The following is a 17117-nucleotide window of genomic DNA, read 5'->3' on the forward strand; positions in this document are numbered from 1 at the left end:
ATTTTCTTTAGATAATATGGATTGATTGAAATATAATTATGCAAAGAAAAAAGGAGTTTTCAAAAAATTTATTGTGTTATTAGAAAAACAGTGTGTTTTGTACGAAAACTTCTGAATGATTTTAGCACAACGATAAACAGGTCGATTAATACCCACCCTTTAACTCTTTTAATTCGCGCTTTGTTAGTCGTACTTTTAGACGTTTTGTTTTGGGCTCTTTCTTATACTTATCCGCTCGGTGCATAACCTTATTTGTCTTTAAGCCATTTTTGCAATTGCTGCTGAATGTTCTCATGGCACATTCCTTCCATCTTTAAAAAGAAAAGAGGACACCAACCATACAGAGATAGCCATGCTACTCTGCACAATCAGTGTCCTCACGCTCTCGTTTTTGGACATATTAAATTTTTTTCCATTATAATTTAGAAAAAGACACCTTAATGAATATCTCTTTTCTTAAAACGTCCACCGCGTACTTCAGCCATATCTGCTATAGCTAAAAAAGCATTTGGGTCATTTTCTTCGACGATTTCTTTAAGTTTGGCCTCCTCAAGACGAGTAATCACACAAAATATCACTTTTTTACCGTCACCAGAGAATGCTCCTTCTCCGCTCAAATATGTAACACCGCGCCCTAATCGGTTCATGATAGCATTCCCAATGGCTACAGGATTATCACTAATAATCCATGCCGACTTCGATTCATCTAATCCTTTAATGACAACATCAATCGTTTTAAAAGCAATCGCATAGGCTAAAATTGAATACATTGCTCTATCCCAAGTGTAAACAAACCCAGCAGTACCAAGAATAAAAATATTAAAAAACATGATGATCTCGCCAACAGAGAAAGGGAGTTTTTTGTTCATGAGTATAGCGAGTATTTCTGTACCATCCAAAGCGCCGCCATAACGAATGACAAGACCTACGCCCGTACCTAGAATCATTCCGCCAAAAATGGTAGCTAATAAGAGGTCGTCTGTGAAGGCTGGAATAGGATGAAACAGAGAGGTAAAAATGGATAAAACGATAATCCCAAACAATGTGGAGATAGCAAAAGTTTTTCCAATTTGTTTATAACCCATAAAAAAGAACGGAAGGTTTAAAAGAAAAATAAAAATTCCAAGACGAAAACCCGTAATATGAGAAAGCATAATTGAAATGCCTGTTATGCCCCCATCGATAACGTTATTAGGGACTAAAAAGATTTCAAGTCCTACTGCCATTAAAACAGCCCCGATGAAAATAGCAGTTGCTCTTTTAATGATTTTAGCTCTAGATAACCGTTGATGTTGAATCTGCACCTTGCTCAATTCAGTCATGTTTTTCCTCCTTTTTCTATAAAATGACTCTGTACATTTTTTTATTATAACAAAAGCAGATGCTTCGTTAAATTCATGATTGTGCATATTATGTTTCCTCTCCCCTAACGCAACAAATTTTACTAAACTGTTTAATAACTATATAGTATAATTATCCAAACACTGGCGGCCTTCCTGTCACATACGGTGTTTCTGGCAACGACAGAGAGTCAATATATCGAAATAAGGATGCTAAAAGTGGATCCATTTCGTAAGACCATGCATGTTCGTTGTTTAAATGGGAAATCATGATAGTGTCCACCCCTTGGAGAGTTGTTTTTTGGTCACTGTATATGATTTCCAAGGTGGTGGATTTTTTATGTGCATTTATGCATTCGTTATGCGTTTTGCAACACGTTCTATATTGAAAAATGGAAAGGCAAAAGCTATTAGATTCTCAACTTTAGAAGCTATTTGTAAGGCACTAGATTGTCAACCTGGGGATATTTTAGAATACAAAAGTGACGAAGACACTCAAGGATAATAAAATGGGGATATTTTATAGGATGTTATTGTTGACATTTTTTATAAGTAATAATCCTTTCAAAAATGGTGGTAGTAGGAGGGGTAACATTTGGCAATCTCCTATTCCACCATAATATTTTGAGTTTCTATCATCGCTGTAATAATATCCATTATCAAATGAATCAAATTTATAAAAGCATTCTCATTCATTTAGTTCCTCACCTACAGTATTTAAGTGAGGAAGTTGACCTAGGCTTGATTATTTTACCATTAAATGAACAAATAGTGAAATATGAAAAATAAAAATTTTTTTGAATCACTCAATTAAGCAGACGCCAGCGATTTGACTATCTTTAACTGGAGTAAGTGCTGGCTAATGGGATAAGAAAACGCCAAAGACCATAGCAATCTTCGAAGAAAGATTCAAAGATGCCATGGCCGTACTGGACCAATTGTTAGACCAATTGTTATCGGTACACCTATGCACAACCAACTTTGTTAAAATTTCAGCAACGCCTCCACCGCATCCGCCAAATCACTATAGCTGTCTTTTAAGTATCGAGATGTCGTGGCGATATTGCTATGTCGGCAAGCCGCCGTACTTTTTCAATGTCGTTGTTCCGTGACCTTCAGCATTCACTGCCAAAACGTATAGAGCGTAAGTTTTTTATTCGGCAGGCTGTAGCTTTCAATTATTCGCTGGATGCCCCTGACCGAAAACTTACTAGTTTTTAATTGAATTTATTGCTCAAAATCTATCAGAGTTACAAAGAGCTAAAAAGCGAACTGACGTTGAACGAGTAAATGTAAAAAATTTGATCCTATGAATTCGGAACGTTTACGCTGTGAAAAAAATTAACTCTGATTGTTAAAAATTAAGGTCGGTTGGGGAAAAAGCGGCAACTCAGTCCGTAACATTTAAGGTAGTAGAGGATAAAGATGGCTAAGATTCCGACTAGAATCTCCCACATATGCACATTCAAGATGATCATCTTACGGGCAATGGCAAAAATGATTATATCGATGACGAGTGTCATATCGTGCTTGATGAGCATAAGTGCAACCTCTAATCCAATAATATACAAGAGTGCATGAGCTAAAAAATCCTGAAATTTCTCCATGATTTCCCCTTCCATGATGTAGCTGAATAGATCATGGACGAGCATTGTTCCTTCTGCAATTACCGCTACAATAATGATTCCCGCTAGCAGCCATTCGAAAAATTTTACTGTCTGGGTAAATACTTGTTCGAGGGATTTTACATTCATCTCCATTACCTCGCTTTCTTTAAAGAATATATCAACGAATTCAAAAAGTGAGAAATGAGGATTATAACTCACCTTTGACAGTTAAGGACCATTTTTGGTGTTACAAACCTCATCTCTAAAAAATTAAAAGAGCACTATACTGAATGTCTCATCAAACCTGGTAAACGGGGAAGAAAACTCGATCCGAAAAATACCATCGTAAAGGTCGCGGAAATCCTGACCCGAAAGAACATGCAAGCCTATTCGAGGTCGATTATGATGGACAAACCTTAACGTTTCATCGCAATGTAGCAACATAGCCAAGGAGGTGTTACGGAATGGGAAGTTCCTGATTAAGACGAATACCGACTTATCCTCAGCCGACGTGGTAACCGGATACAAGACGCTCATTCAAGTCGAACGAACCTTCAAAAAATTTTCCGAATATTTATTTTTTGTTAGTATTGTATTATAACAGATGACTAAATGCAACTACTGTTATATAAAAATATATGTTATATTTTTGCCATCACTCTCATATTGATGGTTATTTTCTTAATGGTATTGTGGAAGCATGGAGGGGATCGCGTGTTAAACCAGCCTCTGAAGCCTATGTTGCTTCATAAATCAGATGCAGTACCAGAAGGGATACCTTCATCAACTCAAGCGTCCGATTGTTGAAGATTGCTGCAGAATGTATCGGTCCTTATGGAAGTATGGAAAGCCTTGAAAGCAACCAACCAGCTAGGAGTTACCCGGAGGCAGTTGTTCCACTGAAACGGAATAAGCCGGAACGACGTGTGCAGCTGCTACACTTGCGCTCCGGCTTATGTCATGTTGCTCAACCTTTATTCTGTAATGGCATGGACCTCTTTCTTCTTATCACGTTGAATTCGACCGCCGCCGACAAAATTTAATTACAGTGATACATTTAAGACTCCAGACCAGTCACGTGTTAACTCTGGATCAAAAGTAAACTCCCCGGCTCAACGTTGCGCAAAAAGGGGCTCGGTTCGCCTACACTGTAAAGCTGCAGGTAATGCATAGCCCGGGTGCAGGCGGTGTAGAACAATCTGCGCAGGCTCTCATCGCCATATACTTGCGCCGATGCGTTATAAATGATGACGGCGTCGAATTCGATGCCCTTGGCCAAGTACGCCGGTATGACGACAACACCTTGTTCATATTCAGTAGATCCACTCTTCACAAGCTTAATTTCTTCAACATTGCTCAGTGCTTCGTATGCAGCTGTACTTTCCGCAGCGGATTTGCATATAATCGCAATCGTATTATACCCCCGATTCCGCAATTCTGAGATTTTGGAAGCAATGCCGCGGTGCAGTTCGGCTTGATCGGACACTCTCGTCAGCACAGGTCTATCGCCGTCGCGTTCAAAAGCAGTAATCCGTTCGCCGCCGGGCACAAGCCCGCGCGTAAATTCGACGATCGGTCTTGTGGATCTGTAGCTGCGGGTCAAGGTGATCGCATCCGTTTCATCCGGTCCGTATAATCTGGTAAGTGTGTGAAAATCGGTCATTTCGCTGGCATGGGCGAAGATCGCCTGGTTAAAGTCGCCGAGCACGGTCATCCTTGCCGAAGGGAACAAACATTTCAAATACTCGAATTGAAACGGAGAATAATCTTGCGCTTCGTCTACAAGCACGTGTTTGATCGAGATGTTCGTCTGAAAGCCTTGAATCAGATCTTTCAAAAATAAAAACGGAGTTGCATCTTCGTAAAACAGTTTGCCTTCGTCTAGCATTTTCACAGTCAATCGGCAAATATCCTCCCACTCCTCGGGTGTTTCCCCCTCCATCCACAGTTTGATCCGCGTTGGATCGGCGAAAAGCTGTTTGTATATTCCCTTAAAGTCAATGAAACGGAGCGTCCGGATCCGTTTGCGCAACGGCTTCAATTTTTGGCGGACGATCAATTCGCCTAGCGCTTCGATCTCGTTCTCATAATTGTTTAACGATTCTCCTTTGAAGCGGCGTTTTTTCCGTAAATGGGTATAAGCCTTATGGTAATCCTCGTTGCTAAGCAGCTCGATTTCTTCCTGCACCCATGGCTTGGTCCGCTCAAGCTTCTCAGCTTCATCTATTTGCTTGTTTAGCCAATCTTTCAACTTCTCAAGTCTGTTGTGAAAGCGGAGCGAGGTGTCGCTGCTATAAAACCTTTCCTCGATTTGTTTGGCGGTGACGATCGGCTTACCTCTGAAAATAATATCTTTGAATAGCATGCCGGAGTGTTCCAGCAACTTCCAGTATGTTTTGATCGCCTCGAAAAAACGTGTCGATGCCTTGAATCGAATGCTCTCAATCCTAGTCCGGTATGAAGGGTCATCCGATGCAGTCAGTACATATTCCAATTGCTCGTAAGGACTCTCTACTTGAAATTCGTTGCTCAGCCGATGGTTCAAGTACTCCTGGAATGTGACCTGCTGCATATTCTCTTCGCCAAGTTCAGGCAACACATTGGATACGTAGCTGTTGAATATCGAATTAGGTGAAAATAGAATGATTTGATCGGCTTTCAGCCTGTCCCGATACTTGTAGAGCAAATAAGCGATCCGCTGCAGGGCGGCAGACGTCTTGCCGCTGCCAGCGGGGCCTTGCACAATGAGCATCCGCCCACGATCATGCCGGATGATCCGGTTTTGTTCCCGTTGAATGGTGGCCACGATGTTATGCATATATTTGTCTGCGCCTTTGCTAAGCACCTGCTGTAAAATCTCGTCTCCAATGGTGAGACTGGTATCAAACATCGATTTGATAACACCGCCGCGGATGATATATTGCCGCTTTTTCTCCAGCATGCCGCGGATTACGCCTTCGGGCGTAGCATATTCGGCCGGACCGGGAGGGTAATCGTAGTAGATACTCGAGATCGGCGCCCGCCAGTCGTAGATAAGAATGTTCTCTCCGCTTGTATCCGTGAGCGTGGAGATGCCGATATAGATTCGTTCAGCAGTTGAAGTCCCTTCTTCAGTGAAATCGATTCGGCCGAAATAAGGCACCTCCTGCATGCGGCGCAGTGTGAACAACCTCTTGAAGGCTTGTCTATGGGTGCTTTGGCTTACGGACAGGGCCTGAGCTTGTTGTCTCAAGCTGATGATCGTCTCAAGAAAATCGTCGAAGGTATCTATATTAACCTTGACGTCATCCCAAAAGTGTTTGCGGATATCAATCACTTCTTTCCGGCGCCGGAGGGTTTCGTCTTCGAGCATGCCGATTTGCTTCGCAATAATCTCCATTATGCTGTTCAATCGTTCTTGCTCCCGCCGAAGTTCTGTCATTTCAATCACTCCTTCAAAAAATAAAAAATTGGGATTGACTGAAGGGAAATTATGTTTTATAATTATAATAGGGGTATTATTTTTATATTTATGAATAAAATGTGTTTCTACACTAATTTATCATAGTTTCTCTATTTTATCAATATATTTAACACTACAGCCGCTATGATTGGATCGTACTTGTTGCAATTTAAAAGGAAGAAAACCCCTATTTAACAAGACAAATGACTCACAAAAAATGATATCCAAATATACGATCAGTTAAACTAAGGCTAGATAAATCATATTTATTGAAAAATCCTTCAGAGAACATATCAATTAAGAGCTTTTTTAGCATCTCTACTTCCGCCTCAAGGCGTTTGATTTTTGTTTCAGGATCTTCCGGACGAGTTCTCGTTCTTCCTTTATTTGGTCCTTTCGATTTCATAGCGTTTCACCCATCGACGTACCATGGACTCATCAATCCCTAATTCTTTCACCGCCATTTTATGTTTATGGCTCATGCCCTCTTTCAAATATAAATCCACAGCTTTCTTTTTAAACTTTGCATCATATGTTTTTCGTATTTTCCCATAGAAAAATCCCCTCCATAGTAGACAGATTAATTGGCTTTCTTTTTTCTGTCTACTATAAGGGGATCATATCATCGGAGTGACGCCCTGCTTCAACATATTCCACGATACAATCATAGCATGTCCGAAACAAAATAATCTGTCATCTTTCTATCATCTTTCTGTCATTTTTCTTTCATTTTTCTATCAGAAAAATTAATTATTGGTTCTAATCTCTTCTGTCATTTCTTCCTCTCAACCCTAACAGTCCTGCTAAACCAACTAAACCAATCCAACCCCAATCTGTATCGTCATCATTATCACCATCGTTATCAGCAACGTCCGTATTTTGAGCCATGTGAGTTATTTTGTTTGTATTGTTATCGATGTCAATGTTGTTATTTAGAGCATAAGCTATCCCACAAAGCATTAATGTAACTGATAGAGCACAAAATAAATGTAGAATTTTTTTAAACGCGGTTTTAACCTCAACCGTCAACATATACATGCGATATTTTTCAAGTGCTGCCTCGACTGCTTCTTTTGTTTTTTCTCCGTCCGTGTCATGCAAAAAAGAAAGTTGATAAAACCGTTTGCCCACTCGGACCTCTCCCGTGTGTTATAATGTAATTGACCCCTCTTTTCTAAGCTGGGAGAAGTCCTGGCTTTTTTTATTTTTTGTATCAGACACTTCAATAGCGGAAATAATTTTAATGGAACAAGGCCAATCTGCCCGCTTAAAGAATCGTATTTCTATAGAATGACCTTGTTCCTTTTTTGATTATTTCTCCTCAATGATAACCGTCGCGTTATAAGGACTCTTTAAACGAGTACTTGAAGCTTAATTTCTCTCATCTCCCCCCTTCTTGGAAAACATAACTACCATTCTGAATATTTTTTGTTTAATAGATCAATAGTACTATTTAATAACTTTCAACATCAAAAAATAATCGATTTTTCCTATGTAAATTTAACTATAAAACTTGTTAATATTTCTTTAGATTATTAGACAAGTTTCGACAAATATATACAAAAATTTAATATTGCATCACCAAACTACTCGAAAGGGTAAAACGCAAAGCGAAAGGAGCTAAATCTATTTTCAATAGACATGCCAGCCAGTTGTCTTTCCCATGAAAAATCATTGTAATTTTTTAAAAGGTTCCTTATTAGGCGCACTGTCTTATGCACATTTTTAAGGATATATATTTACTTTTTTAGTCAAAGGTGGTTTAAATGTATAAAACTGTATTAGTTGCTGATGATTCAATGTTTATGAGAAACTTATTAAAGAATCTCTTAACCGCTAATGGCTACCAAGTTATCGCTGAAGCTTCTGATGGTAGTAATGCTGTATCTCTTTACAAAGAAAAAATACCTGACATTGTTATACTTGACTTAATGATGCCTATTATGAACGGATTAGATGCTTTAAAAAATATTTTAAAATTTGATCCAAAAGCAAAAGTAATAATTTGTTCATCGATGGGGCAAAAAAGTTTCATTATTGATGCTCTTCAAATAGGCGCTAAGGATTTCATAATCAAGCCTTATTTTAACAAATTAATTCCGGCTTTAAATAATTTATTTAGGTAATTATGCGCTTCTTTATAGAAGTTCTTTTTTGAAACTCACCTTGCTATTTTGTTTACTTCAGATTACTTCTTTTATTGACGGCTTAAAAAATTTCGAAAGCAACATGTCCTGTCTTATGCAATATTTGCATACATTTTCCGCGTTATAGTCGTACAGCCATACTTGATAGACGTTCGTTGTGCAGCCGCATCTTTGACACATGTTCGCTGGATAAAAACGTTCTTTAGTTGAAAAGCAATGCGCACAAACAGAATCATAATGACCTTGTTCTTTGTTCCAACGGGGGAATCAAAATTCCCCCGCATTGCATCGATGATCCCTTTTCGTTATCAAAGGTATATCTCGATTCATTCTCGACAACTTCTTCAAGAAAATCAAAAATCATGAGTTGCTGCACGTTCTCACCACTCGCTATTTTGTTTCTAAAAGCTACTCGCATACTCTCTAGTTGCTCCTTAAAGAAAAACCCACGGAAACGCTCGATAAACCCTTTTCGTAAAGTCCTTAATTTTTCTATCTACCTCAATCCGTTTTGCTTTGATTACCTCAACAGAGCCAAAGAAATTTTTGAATTCTCTTTTTAATTGCTCGTTGTTGGTCTAATAATCTTCAGATATCACAGCTTTCTTCGCTTGTTCAATGAGCCAATCTTTCTCCTTTTCATCCATCGCGATAACACCGATGTCGTTATAAAATTCAAACGGTTTAACAGTCTTGTAGCGAATTATAATTTCATTCAACCGCTCTTTATCGTTCATTCGTTATCACCTCTTTGGAAACATAATTACTCTTTTGTTTCGTTACCTAATCTACTGTTCGCCCTTCCGGAACAACAAATTACTGTATTTTTGCTTGCATACACAATTCCCCAGAAAGCAATCCGTAAAGTAATTTGTGCTTACAAACAGGGCAAACGGAAAAATAAAGCACAACACCTTGATGGAACAAGGCGTTGCGCTTTTATGTTTACATTACCCGCTTAAACATTTTCTCCAGCTCATACGTGGAAAAATGGATGATGATTGGGCGGCCGTGCGGGCAGGTGAATGGATCGGTAGTTTTGCGCAATGATTCCAAGAGTGCGAAGATTTCATCATCGCGCAAATACTCGTTCGCTTTAATCGAACGTTTGCAGCTCATTAAAATTGCTGCTTTTTCGCGAAGCTGCTTAATATCGACTTTTTTCATATCGATCACTTGCTGGATCATTTCTTCAATAATCTCCGCTTCTTCCCCTTTTGGAAACCACGATGGGTGGGAGCGGACGATGAACGTATTGTGCCCGAACGGTTCTAAAAAGACGCCGCATTTCGCCAATTCTTCACGATGTGCGTCAATTAACACATATTCATCTGTCGGATAATGAAACGTAAGCGGAACAAGCAATTCCTGCACTTCGTTTATTACTTCGCCAACTTTTTCGCGAAAATATTCATACTTAATGCGCTCTTGGGCAGCATGCTGGTCAATGATGTAAAGCCCTCTCTCATTTTGCGCCAAAATGTACGTTCCGTGCATTTGCCCGATTGGATAAAGCGGCGGAAGCCGGTCATTCACATGCTCTTGTTCGTCTGATGATTCCGTTTGTTCGTCTATTTCGACTAATTCATCATCGACATCATTTTGTTTTGATTCCACTGCCGGCAAAAACGAAGGGATTTCCTCCTTCTGTTCTTCCACTGGACTTGATTGTTTTGGCTCATCTACTTGTTTTGGTTCATCTACATGAACAAGTGGAGAAACAAATGGTTCTTTAACGACATGTTCAAACGTCCAAGCCGTTTGTTCTGCTTTTGGTTTTGGAGTTTCTTTTTGCTTGATCGTCATCTCAGGAATAAGCGTCCGCGCTTGAAGAGCCTGGCGAATCGCTTGGGTGACGAGTTCGTTTAATTCCGCTTCTTTGCTGAAACGTACTTCTAATTTCGCCGGGTGGACATTGACATCGACTAAAATCGGATCCATCGAAATCGATAAAAATACAACCGGATAGCGGCCGATCGGCAACAGTGTATGATATCCCGCTTCGATCGCTTTTGCGAGCGGAATGTTGCGCACATATCGCCCGTTGACGATCGTGGAAATGTAATTTCGCGAAGCGCGCGTCACTTCAGGAAGCGAAATGTAGCCTTGAACGGTAAAATCGAGCGATTCCGCTTGAATTGGAATCATTTTTTTCGCGACATCCATGCCGTAAATCGCGGCAAGCACATGGCGCACATCGCCGTTGCCGCTCGTGTAAAGCAGCTGCTTCCCGTGATGGCGCAGGCGAAACGAAATATCAGGATGCGCCATGGCAAGGCGGTTGACAACATCGGTGACATGGCCAAGCTCGGTATGAATCGTTTTCATATATTTTAAACGGGCCGGGGTGTTGAAAAACAAGTTAGATACGGTAATATCGGTTCCCTTGCGGCTTGTTGTCCGTTCGTGTACAACGAGTTTTCCGCCTTTTAGAACCACTTTCGTCCCTGGACCATCTCCCGTGCTTGTTTTCATCTCAACTTCCGAGACGGAGGCGATGCTCGGCAGCGCTTCGCCGCGAAAGCCAAGCGTGCGGATGCGAAACAAATCGTGCTCATCTTTAATTTTGCTTGTCGCATGCCTTTCAAAAGCAACGAGGCAATCATCTTCTTCCATTCCGTCCCCATTATCGATGACGCGAATTTTCGTTAGTCCTGCTTCTTCTAATTCAATTTCAATAATGGTGCTATTGGCGTCAATCGCGTTTTCAACGAGCTCTTTAACGACGGAGGCAGGACGCTCGACGACTTCCCCCGCGGCGATTTTATTGGACAATTGGTCATCGAGCTTACGAATTTTTCCCATCGCTATGCCTCCTTTACTTTAATAGTTTTTGAATTTCGTATAATTTGTTTAACGCTTCAAGCGGCGTTGTTTCCAACAAATTGACCGATTTTAATGCCTCAACCGCCTTTTTCTCTTTTTTCGATAGATGGGATTCTTCTTTTGAAGGCTGCTCTTCGGCAAACATGCTGAGTTGTTCGAAGACCGCCTCGTTCTTGCCGCTTGGCTGTTCTTTTCGCTGTTCTTGCTGCTCAAGCTCGTCTAAAATTTCTTTGGCGCGCTGTATGAGAGAAGCCGGAAGCTCAGCAAGCTCAGCAACATGAATGCCGTAACTTTGGTCGGCTGGTCCTTCTTCAATTTTATGAAGAAACACGACTTTTCCATTTTCCTCAACGGCTCTCACATGAACGTTTTTCAGCTTGGCAAGCGATTGCTCCAGATCCGTTAATTCATGATAGTGCGTGCTAAATAACGTTTTCGCGCCAATATGATCATGAATGTATTCGATGATCGCTTGTGCCAATGCCATCCCATCGTACGTGGACGTGCCGCGTCCGATTTCATCAAACAAAATTAAGCTGTTTTGTGTCGCGTGAACGATCGCATTGCGCGCTTCGAGCATTTCGACCATAAACGTACTTTGCCCAGATACTAAATCATCCGCCGCACCAATTCTCGTAAACACTTGATCAAAAATTGGGAGCACTGCTTTATCTGCCGGTACAAAGCAGCCAATTTGCGCCATAATGGCAGTAAGGGCAATTTGCCTCATGTACGTGCTTTTTCCGGACATATTCGGTCCCGTAATTAACAACAGTTCCCGCTCTTTATTCATATAACAATCGTTCGGTACATACGTTTGCGCCCCAAGCACTTTTTCCACTACTGGATGGCGGCCCGCTTGAATGATCAGCTCACGATTATCGGAAAACTGCGGTTTTACGTAATGACGCTCTTCGCTTACGGTTGCAAACGACTGCAAGACATCAAGTTCGCTAATCGTTTTCGCTAATGATTGCAAACGCGGAATATATTGTTTTACGCGTTCGCGAATGTCCACAAACAATTCGTATTCTAGTTCGATGCTTTTTTCTTCCGCTTCTAAAATGAGCGCTTCTTTTTCTTTTAATTCCTGGGTAATAAAACGTTCAGCGTTTGCTAGTGTTTGTTTTCGCTCATAACGCCCTTTTGGCAACAAATGAAGATTCGGCTTCGTCACTTCAATGTAATAACCGAACACGCGGTTATAGCCGATTTTTAGCGATTTAATCCCGGTTAATTCCCGTTCTTTGCTTTCTAGCTGGGCAATCCATGCTTTTCCATTGCGGCTTGCATCGCGATAACGATCAAGCGTTTCGTTATACCCGTCTTTAATGATGTTTCCTTCTTTGACAGACAACGGCGGATTTTCTTGAATCGACCGCTCTAACAGATCGACAAGTTCCGAACATGGATCGAGTTTGTCGGCAAGCTGCTTCGCTTCATCATCCGAGAGGTTTTCAACAATATCTTTTAACGCCGGGATTTGCTGAAGCGATTTTTTCAGTTGAATTAAATCGCGCGCGTTTACATTTCCGTAGGCAACGCGGCCAGCGAGGCGCTCGACGTCGTACACTTCGCGAAGACGTTCGCGCAGCTCCTGCCGTTCAAAATAATGATGGATCAGTGTTTCGACCATGTGCAAGCGCCGTTCGATTTGTTTGCGATCCAAAAGCGGGCGATCAAGCCATTGTTTCAGCAACCGTCCGCCCATTGCCGTCACTGTTTCATCAAGAAGCCACAACAGCGAGCCTTTCCGCCCTTTGGAACGGATTGTCTCAGTTAATTCCAAATTTCGCTTCGAATACAAATCGATTTTCATATAATGATCGACTTGATACACTTGAACAGACTGCATATGATCGAGGCGTCGTTTTTGTGTGCGAATAATGTAATGAAGCAGACGGCCGAACGTCGTTTTTAGCTTATCTTGCTGAAGCGCTTCGACGATCGACGTAAATCCTTCAGGAATCACTGTCTCATCCTCGTATGAAATCGTCACATCATAGCGTTCCTTTAATAGCTGCTGATACTGTTCTGGAAATTGAGAAGAAATGACAATTTCTTTCGTACCGATCGCATACAGCTCATTCATCACATCATCCAATGAAGCAAGAAGAGTTATGCGATTTTCCCCTGTTGATAAATCCGTATAAGCAAAACCATACGTACCATCATCAAACATGGTCACCGTCGCCAAGTAGTTGTTTTCTTTATCTAACAGCCCTTTCCCTTCCATCACTGTTCCAGGGGTAATGAGCTGAACGACTTCGCGGCGGACGACCCCTTTTGCCGTTTTTGGGTCTTCGACTTGTTCGCAAATCGCGACTTTATATCCTTTTGAAATCAACTGTTCAATATATCCTTGCGCCGAATGATACGGAACGCCGCACATCGGCACCCGCTCTTCGCCACCGCCATCGCGGCTTGTCAGCGTAATTTCCAGTTCCTGCGCCGCTTTGATCGCGTCGTCAAAAAACATTTCGTAAAAATCGCCAAGGCGAAAAAATAAAAAGGCATCCGGATATTGTGCCTTAATGTCCAAGTATTGCTGAATCATCGGCGTATATGTAGCCATCGTTCTCCTCCAACCTTGCAAATTTACGTTTTATCAATAAAATTAGCGGCCACCCTGTCATTTTGGCGTTTCAATCCGTGTATCGCCATCAACATAAAGCCGCTAAATTTCGCAAAATCTTGTTTTCATCTATGTATCTAGTTTCGAACCAATATGGAGATTTTTTGAATACATTAATGCATCTGCGTTTCAACACGTTTCATTATAACATATTTTAAAGAAGAAAAAGAGAAAGTTCAAATTCTGGCATCGCTAAAGCGTTAAGCAGTCCGGCGGCTCCTATGTCCACCTTTCCAATAATGAGCTTCTCTCTTGCATTCCATTTCAGAAAATGCAATGCATAAAAACAGACGGCAGCTTTTCGCCGCCGTCTGTTTTTATTTTTATTTCGCCTGCGGAAGCGGGCGCTTTAACCATTCTTTATAGAATGTATCGATATCAGGCTCGAAGTCTTTGATGACCGGATACCACGGTGTCACCGCTTCTACCTCAAGCTGTGTTGCGCAGCCAGGGCAATAGTACTCGCGAAGCACCTGCCATTCCGGATCTGGCGCCATCAATTTCGGATACAGTTCCGCCATTTTTTCTACTGTATCACGAACATAGATGAGCGCATGAAGCTTCCAGTTGTCGCTTGCCTCGCAAAATTCATATCCACAATCGCATTTTACGATGCGCCGGCCATCCGGCTTTTGAACAATATAGAGATGAAGGCCGGCCGGAAGCAAAATCGGATCATCCCACGGCACCCTTTCTTGAAGGATGCTAATATATTTGTCAAATCGGTCAGTGTCTTTATAATTGGAGAGCATTTCTTTTAATTTGACAAAATCTATCGTACCGTCGATTAATTCCTCTATCGTCTTGCGATCGTATTTATCGTATTTTTCCATATTTTCACCTCATTTCAACTTATTAATTTTTCTTCCGAATACCGGGATGCTCAATTCTTCTTCTGTTAATTTCCAATCTTCCGGCAAATTCCAGAATGACTTAAACTCGTTATAAAACTTTTCACTTAACGCGAAGGTGCTCGCATACATGTGACGCACTTGTATCGCTGCTTCTTTGTTGATAATTTTCTTTCTTTCCTCTTGCATCCATTGTTTTGTCGGCACTCCTCGTTTCAGCCGCTCTTTTCTCATTTCCTCACGGCGTTTCTTCGTTGCTTCTTCATCAACGATATATCGACCTTTTTCATCTTGAGTGAAGACCGCTCCATAAACACTTTCAGCGAAACGAGGAAGAATATGGCCTTCGTTTAAATCATTTTCAATCATTTTTGGTTTCCGCTCTAGCGGATCGCCGAATCCTGGACCCCCACGCAAATAGTTTAAATATAGATCATAGTTTTCAAAAATCGTTTCCGTTGTAATCGCCTGCTTGTCACGGATAATTTCTTTTGCTTCCATCAGTTTTTCATATTGTGGGTTATCCGGATCAGGATCACCGCCAGTCGGAATCGGCAGTCTCTTTTCGATCCGTTCTTTTAAGTTCGTGCCATGGGCCTCAAAACGGTATCCTGATGCGGCCGGATAACCTCCCATCAATCCACAGTCACTCGAGATGTAACCGTTGCCCATGAAGAACATCGTCCAGTCTTTTGCCCCATACACCATTCTCAACGATTCATAGCCGTTTCCACCACGGTATTTTCCGTGGCCGCCTGTATTCGGCTTAATGCTTCTTCCAAGATAAATGAGCGGTTCTGCCAGCTCCCAGATTTCCATGTCGCCCATATCGCCTTCCGGGTTCCAGATCGCCGCGGCGTGGCTGATCCCATCTCTTACCGCGCTCGCGCCAACCCCTTCAGCGGCTGACTCGAAGCTGTTGACAGCATGGTTTTCATTGAACTGGTTGTAGCCTCCGCCTTGCAGCCAGTTGGATGTATTGGCGTTACCTGCGTTGACTTCTTCGAGATAACCGCGGGCGAAATAGTTGCGGCTGAGTCCTCGCCATAACGGGCTCCACGCGGATACAAGGAAATGCCATGCATAGCTGTGCGCGGTGCGAATATCATCTGGGTTTAGCCATGAACCGTACGGCAAGTCAAACTTGCTCGCATAATACGCTCCATCGTTGACCCGGTCGTTCGGGATAAGCGTTTGCGACATCATAACCCATATTCCACTTGTAATTGAAACCGGTGTCGCGTTGTAGCTATGCCAGCCCCAACGATTAGCCCCTTCAAAGTCGATTTCAAACTTGCCATCCTTATGAACGATGATCTCCGTCGGCGCGTGCATGATTGTGTTCACACGGGCATATGGAGGTACATCAAGATTTTTGTACGGTACGTCTACAAAGGAAACTTGACGATATTTGCCTGGAATAAGCAGCGTTTTTACTTGGTTGACAAAGCCGCGGCGTCCTTCTTCGATCACTTCGCGGATAAATTGTTTGTACGTATCGATTCCTTCCTCTCTTACAATATCAAGAACAAGATCGCGAATCATATGGCATCCGGCTATGCGCGTCCGTTCGTCAAGCAGCCAGTACTTTGTCGTACGGACCGAACGCTGGCTTTCAATTAACCAGTCTTTTAGCAGTGTATCGTTTTTCCCGATTTTGCGGCAGGCCACTTGATAGCCGTCATCGTAACGAGTGACCGGACCGACAGTCATGCTTCCAGGAGCTGTCGCTCCAACATCGATAACGTGAGTAACTCCGCCAACCCAGCCAATCAGTTCTCCATCGTAGAAAATTGGCACGATCGTATGAACGTCACATGGATGGACGTTTCCGATCTGGCAGTCATTGTTGCAGAAAATATCGCCATCTTCAATGCCAGGGTTCTCTTCATAATCATTTTTAATCATAAATTTGATGGCGGCGCCCATCGTGCCAACGTGAATGATGATTCCAGTGGAAGTAACAACGCAATCACCTTCAGGAGTGTAAAGTGTAAAGCATAATTCGCCTTCCTGCTCGACAATCGGCGATGCGGCAACCCTTTTCGCCGTTTCCCGCGCGTGCACCACACCCCCGCGCAGTTTGGAAAAGATCTTTTCATAACGGATCGGATCGCTTTCTTTCAGCGGAAGTTCTTTCAATCCTGCGTAATGTCCAGTCAACTGGCTAAGCCGATCGATTTCCTCCCGCATTTCTTTGAGTGTTTTTCCATTCCACCCGATAGTTTTGCGTTGTTTTACCTCTTTTACGTTCATCGCCATGATCGAT

At 42.0% G+C, this 17117-nt stretch carries 13 protein-coding genes, 2 pseudogenes and 1 riboswitch; of the genes and pseudogenes, 2 read left to right on the forward strand and 13 right to left on the reverse strand.

All coding sequences use genetic code 11. The features are described 5' to 3' along the window. Positions 1 to 437 precede the first annotated feature (437 nt). Both QSJ37_RS05105 and QSJ37_RS05110 read right to left on the reverse strand, forming a co-directional pair. Complete coding sequence (locus QSJ37_RS05105) at positions 438 to 1322, reverse strand: YitT family protein (protein ID WP_285754202.1); 885 nt, start codon at positions 1320 to 1322, stop codon at positions 438 to 440. 160 nt (positions 1323 to 1482) lie between these two features. Beyond that, positions 1483 to 1611, reverse strand: a pseudogene (locus tag QSJ37_RS05110) (ISNCY family transposase); the annotation flags it as partial. Positions 1612 to 1680: 69 nt separating this feature from the next. Between QSJ37_RS05110 and QSJ37_RS05115 the strand changes: the two are divergent. Beyond that, positions 1681 to 1845 carry a helix-turn-helix domain-containing protein gene (locus QSJ37_RS05115; RefSeq protein ID WP_285754760.1) on the forward strand — a complete coding sequence of 55 codons (165 nt, stop codon included), beginning with the start codon at positions 1681 to 1683 and terminating at the stop codon, positions 1843 to 1845. 479 nt (positions 1846 to 2324) lie between these two features. On the opposite strand, the pseudogene QSJ37_RS05120 reads toward QSJ37_RS05115, so the two are convergent. The 6 genes and pseudogenes from QSJ37_RS05120 to QSJ37_RS05145 form a co-directional block, all read right to left on the reverse strand. Further along, positions 2325 to 2558, reverse strand: a pseudogene (locus QSJ37_RS05120) (site-specific integrase); the annotation flags it as partial. A gap of 143 nt (positions 2559 to 2701) precedes the next feature. After that, on the reverse strand, positions 2702 to 3094 hold the full coding sequence (locus tag QSJ37_RS05125; RefSeq protein WP_285754204.1) for a phosphate-starvation-inducible PsiE family protein: 393 nt from the start codon (positions 3092 to 3094) through the stop codon (positions 2702 to 2704). A 934-nt stretch (positions 3095 to 4028) separates the two neighbouring features. Further along, complete coding sequence (helD, locus tag QSJ37_RS05130) at positions 4029 to 6368, reverse strand: RNA polymerase recycling motor HelD (RefSeq protein WP_285754205.1); 2340 nt, start codon at positions 6366 to 6368, stop codon at positions 4029 to 4031. Between the two features lie 229 nt (positions 6369 to 6597). Next, positions 6598 to 6795: a hypothetical protein gene (locus QSJ37_RS05135; protein ID WP_285754206.1), complete on the reverse strand. Its 198-nt coding sequence runs from the start codon at positions 6793 to 6795 to the stop codon at positions 6598 to 6600. Next, positions 6773 to 6871, reverse strand: a complete 99-nt coding sequence (locus QSJ37_RS05140; RefSeq protein WP_285754207.1) for a hypothetical protein — start codon at positions 6869 to 6871, stop codon at positions 6773 to 6775. Before QSJ37_RS05140 ends, QSJ37_RS05135 begins: the two co-directional genes overlap by 23 nt. Before the next feature lie 277 nt (positions 6872 to 7148). Further along, complete coding sequence (locus tag QSJ37_RS05145) at positions 7149 to 7520, reverse strand: WGxxGxxG family protein (RefSeq protein WP_285754208.1); 372 nt, start codon at positions 7518 to 7520, stop codon at positions 7149 to 7151. A gap of 439 nt (positions 7521 to 7959) precedes the next feature. After that, a riboswitch (cyclic di-GMP riboswitch) is annotated at positions 7960 to 8049 on the forward strand. A gap of 106 nt (positions 8050 to 8155) precedes the next feature. Between QSJ37_RS05145 and QSJ37_RS05150 the strand changes: the two genes are divergently transcribed. Further along, on the forward strand, positions 8156 to 8515 hold the full coding sequence (locus tag QSJ37_RS05150; protein WP_285754209.1) for a response regulator: 360 nt from the start codon (positions 8156 to 8158) through the stop codon (positions 8513 to 8515). A gap of 599 nt (positions 8516 to 9114) precedes the next feature. Here QSJ37_RS05150 and QSJ37_RS05155 read toward each other — a convergent pair. The 5 genes from QSJ37_RS05155 to QSJ37_RS05175 all read right to left on the reverse strand — a co-directional run bounded on the left by QSJ37_RS05155 (position 9115) and on the right by QSJ37_RS05175 (position 17110). Further along, entirely contained in the window at positions 9115 to 9273 is a 159-nt protein-coding gene (locus QSJ37_RS05155) for a hypothetical protein (protein ID WP_285754210.1), read from the reverse strand. Positions 9274 to 9481: 208 nt separating this feature from the next. Beyond that, positions 9482 to 11341, reverse strand: coding sequence for a DNA mismatch repair endonuclease MutL (mutL, locus tag QSJ37_RS05160; protein WP_285754211.1), 1860 nt, complete (start codon positions 11339 to 11341; stop codon positions 9482 to 9484). A 13-nt stretch (positions 11342 to 11354) separates the two neighbouring features. Next, entirely contained in the window at positions 11355 to 13937 is a 2583-nt protein-coding gene (gene mutS / locus QSJ37_RS05165; RefSeq protein WP_285754212.1) for a DNA mismatch repair protein MutS, read from the reverse strand. 383 nt (positions 13938 to 14320) lie between these two features. Beyond that, positions 14321 to 14830 (reverse strand): acetone carboxylase subunit gamma, encoded by a 510-nt coding sequence (locus tag QSJ37_RS05170; RefSeq protein WP_062678181.1) that lies wholly within the window; start codon positions 14828 to 14830, stop codon positions 14321 to 14323. A gap of 9 nt (positions 14831 to 14839) precedes the next feature. Further along, the gene (locus QSJ37_RS05175; RefSeq protein ID WP_285754213.1) at positions 14840 to 17110 is read right to left on the reverse strand and encodes a hydantoinase B/oxoprolinase family protein; all 2271 of its coding nucleotides are present in this window, start codon (positions 17108 to 17110) and stop codon (positions 14840 to 14842) included. Positions 17111 to 17117 lie beyond the last annotated feature (7 nt).

This window comes from Parageobacillus sp. G301, from assembly GCF_030268025.1.
In the GTDB taxonomy this organism is placed as follows: domain Bacteria; phylum Bacillota; class Bacilli; order Bacillales; family Anoxybacillaceae; genus Parageobacillus_B; species Parageobacillus_B toebii.